At 69.1% G+C, this 3,352-nt stretch carries 4 protein-coding genes; 3 read left to right on the forward strand and 1 reads right to left on the reverse strand.

Going from position 1 to position 3,352, the window contains the following annotated elements; translation table 11 throughout:
* Positions 1 to 101: 101 nt before the first annotated feature.
* Both ACWC9T_RS41265 and ACWC9T_RS41270 read left to right on the forward strand, forming a co-directional pair.
* The gene (locus ACWC9T_RS41265; RefSeq protein WP_449826157.1) at positions 102 to 947 is read left to right on the forward strand and encodes an SDR family oxidoreductase; all 846 of its coding nucleotides are present in this window, start codon (positions 102 to 104) and stop codon (positions 945 to 947) included.
* Positions 948 to 958: 11 nt separating this feature from the next.
* Positions 959 to 1,363, forward strand: a complete 405-nt coding sequence (locus ACWC9T_RS41270; RefSeq protein ID WP_449826158.1) for a MarR family winged helix-turn-helix transcriptional regulator — start codon at positions 959 to 961, stop codon at positions 1,361 to 1,363.
* Positions 1,364 to 1,525: 162 nt separating this feature from the next.
* Here the strand turns inward: ACWC9T_RS41270 and ACWC9T_RS41275 are convergent, their stop codons facing one another.
* Complete coding sequence (locus ACWC9T_RS41275; RefSeq protein ID WP_449826159.1) at positions 1,526 to 2,527, reverse strand: ArsR/SmtB family transcription factor; 1,002 nt, start codon at positions 2,525 to 2,527, stop codon at positions 1,526 to 1,528.
* 330 nt (positions 2,528 to 2,857) lie between these two features.
* Here ACWC9T_RS41275 and ACWC9T_RS41280 point away from each other — a divergent pair, with 330 nt between their 5' ends.
* The gene (locus ACWC9T_RS41280; protein ID WP_449826160.1) at positions 2,858 to 3,235 is read left to right on the forward strand and encodes a hypothetical protein; all 378 of its coding nucleotides are present in this window, start codon (positions 2,858 to 2,860) and stop codon (positions 3,233 to 3,235) included.
* Positions 3,236 to 3,352: the final 117 nt, after the last annotated feature.

Below are 3,352 nucleotides of genomic sequence, written 5' to 3' on the forward strand. Positions count from 1 at the left end.
CGCCAGCGCCGCCTTCCACTCCTCGACCTGCCCCACCCCAAGATCAACCACTCGCCAAGTCAACCATGATCAAGTGCGGTTGCAGTACTAGGGGGAACGTCATGACCATCCTCATCACCGGTGCGCGCGGCAAGGTCGGCCGCGCTGTCATCGATCGCCTGCACGCCGCCGGGCTGCCGGTCCGCGCGGCCAGCACCAACCCGGCCAAGCTGACCGTCCCCGCGGGCGTCGAGACCGCCGAGCTGGTGCTCAACCGGCCCGAGACCTTCCCAGCCGCGCTCGACGGCGTGCGCCAGGTCTTCCTCTATCCCGAGCCCGAGGGCATCGACGCATTCATCGAGACCGCCCGCAGCGCCAGCGTCGAGCACATCATTCTGCTCTCGTCCTCGTCGGTCCTGGGCGCCGACGCCGAGAGCGACCCGCTGGCCTCGCACAGCCTCCGAGTCGAACGCGCCCTCTCCACCGCCGGACTGCCCTGCGTCACCCTCCTGCGCCCAGACGCCTTCGCCAGCAACGCCCTCGGCTGGGCCTACCCGATCGGTCGGAACCTGCCGGTCGAACTCGCCTACCCGGACGCGCATATCGCGCCCATACACCCGGAGGACATCGCCGACATCGCGTTCGAGGCTCTAATCGGAGCGCCCCTCAAGGGCCGTGCCGTCACGCTGAGCGGCGCACAGCCACTCACCTTCCGCGAGCAACTCGCCATCCTGGCCGACGTCCTCGGTCGCGACATACACGTCGAGACGATCAGCCACGCGCAGGCCGAGCGGCAGATGAGCCAGTTCATGCCGGCTCCGGTGGCCGGCTCCCTGCTCGCCCTGTGGGCCGCCGCGACCGCCGGTCCCGCCGCCGTCGCCGACACCACCGAGACCCTGCTCGGCCGGCCCGCCCGCAGCTTCCGGCAGTGGGCGGCTGAGAACTCCGCCGCCTTCCTCACGCACTGAAGGTCAACTTCATGAAGCCCATCGGCTACTGGCTCAACCGCACCGACCGAGCCCTCACGCAGTACATGAACGGCCTGCTCACCGAGTTCGGCCTCACCCGCACCGCCTGGCAGGTTCTCAACATCATCCGCGACACCACCGGTGCCAGCGACCCCGACGTCCTCTCGGTCCTCGCGGCCAACGCCGACGCCCGCATCCTGGCCGCCGCCATCGACGCCGTCCTCGCGGACGGTTGGGCGACCCGCCCAGCGCCCGACCGACTCACCCTCACACCGGAAGGCCGACGGCGCCTCACGGCCGTCGACGAGCGCGTGGGCACCTTCCGCGAGCTGTCCACAACCGGCATCACCATCGAGGAGTACCGCACCGCGGTCAGCGTGCTCGAACGGATGACCGCCAACCTCGAAATCCACTGATCGCAAGCCCGAAATCACCAGCGCCGGAACCGATCAGGATTCGCCAGCCGGTGCCATACCGTTCCCCTCGCACAGATCGGTCGGCGTCGCTCATGGGCGGCGGTTCGGGCGACCGGGGTCAATGGGGCCCTGTCGTCGCGTTCTCGCGCGGTTTCCCGCTGGTCACGAGCCGGCCGAGCGGGGGTCGGCGAGCAGGTCGGTGGCGCGGGGGGTCTGCTGGTACAGGACGTGTTGTCCGGTGCGGGTGCGGGTGATCAGTCCGGTGCGGTGCAGGATGCCGAGGTGGTAGGAGACCGTGCTGGTGGCGAGGAAGTGCCGCTCGCTCAACTCCGCGGTGGTGCGGGCGGTGTGCAGGTCGGACAGGAGGCGTGCCCGGGTCACCCCAAGCAGGGCGTGGACCGTTGGCCTGGGACTGGTGTCCGGCCCGGGCCGGGAGGGGTAGACGAACATGGGCTGCCGTGTGGCGGGGGCCGGTACCGAGTCGATGACCATGCGGAGGTCGGTGGTGAACACCGAGGGAGTCAGGACCAGGCCGGTGCTGCCGGGGATCCGGCCTTGGAAGCTGCTGACCAGGCTCAGTTGATCGTCGTTCCAGAGCACCCTGGGATGCAGGGTGGCCAGCATGCCGGACAGACCGTGGCGGGCGATCGTCTGTGCCCGGTGGGTGATGTCCGCCTCCATGCGGGTGCGCAGGGCCATCCACTGCGGGGCGAGGGCCGCCTCCCACAGCTGGTGCAGCTCCGCCGCCATCCGCTCGGCGAAGTCCCGCTCGCCCCTTTCCAGGGCATCGCGAAGGATCACGGGGATCACCCGGCCCGCCAGGCGCTCCTCGCTGACCCCCTGGGCCATGGTCTGCAGTTCCCAGCGCAGCCGGGCGGAACCCGTGGTGGCGACCGTGTGCAGTTCCTCCTGTAACCCGGTCTCCGGGGCCTGCGGCTGCGGTGTCAGGAAGTCCGGCACGTAGTCCCACGAACCGCTGAACAGCGAGCCCAGCAGAACCAGGTTCCGGTCGCGGACCGCGTCCTGGACCCTGCACCGCCAACCCCCGCCGCCCGGCCGCGCGTCGTCACGTAAGAGCCAGAGCGCGCCAAGCATGGTGGTGAGCGGCGAGATCGCGAACCGGGTGTTCGCGAGTACGGCGCGGTCCATGTCGAGGTAGAGCACGACACCCCCGAGGTCAGCTGCCGGCCGCCTGGGCAGCCGGCGTCATGAGTCTTCGAACCTGATCGAATCACTCGAGGGGCGGGCCCGTCATCCGGTTCCCTTGAGTTGGGAACGGGCAGCACGACGCCGACCGCGTCAACCGTCGTCCGTCCCACCGGCCGGTCAGGGACGAGTGCAAATGCCCAGACGTGCACGGAAATCCGACCGCTGTCAGTGGTCTGCAGCACGTTGCGCCCCGAGGCCGGAAAGCAGTGGTCTCACGTCACGAGTCGGGAGCCGGGACCTTCGGCCAGCCGACTTCGCATCCACAACGGACACATCGGAGGGAACATGATCAGCACGTTCAAGCGCCGGTCGGCCGCGGCGGTGATCGTCGCCGCGCTGTCAGTCGGGGGTCTGGCGCTCTCGACGACGAACGCGTTCGCCTCAGGCATCGGAGGCGACACGTACACCTCGAACTGCCACGGCTATGTCGTCGGCGACTCGCAGAACAGCCACCAGGCCTACGGCTACGTGACCGGAGGGGGCGGGTGCGAGGTCCTCCTCTGGCAGCGCAACGTCAACACGGGTGGCACGACCACCAACGGCTGGTGGTCGACCTCCAGCACGTCCGAGCTGTACCACAACGACGGCGTGCACCAGCTTGCAGTCGAGGTGTACGACAGCTGGACTGGCGAAGTTTCCGGCCCGTGGAACTGGGTGTACTAGCCTGCGCGTTTCGGCTGGGGCGGGTCTGTTACAGCCAAGCGGTGTAACTCGTGTGGTGTGAGTTACCGGCGGAAGTACGGCCTCGTGCACGGCGGCCGGCCAGCCGGCAGATCGGAA

It is taken from the genome of Kitasatospora sp. NPDC001159, assembly GCF_053598235.1.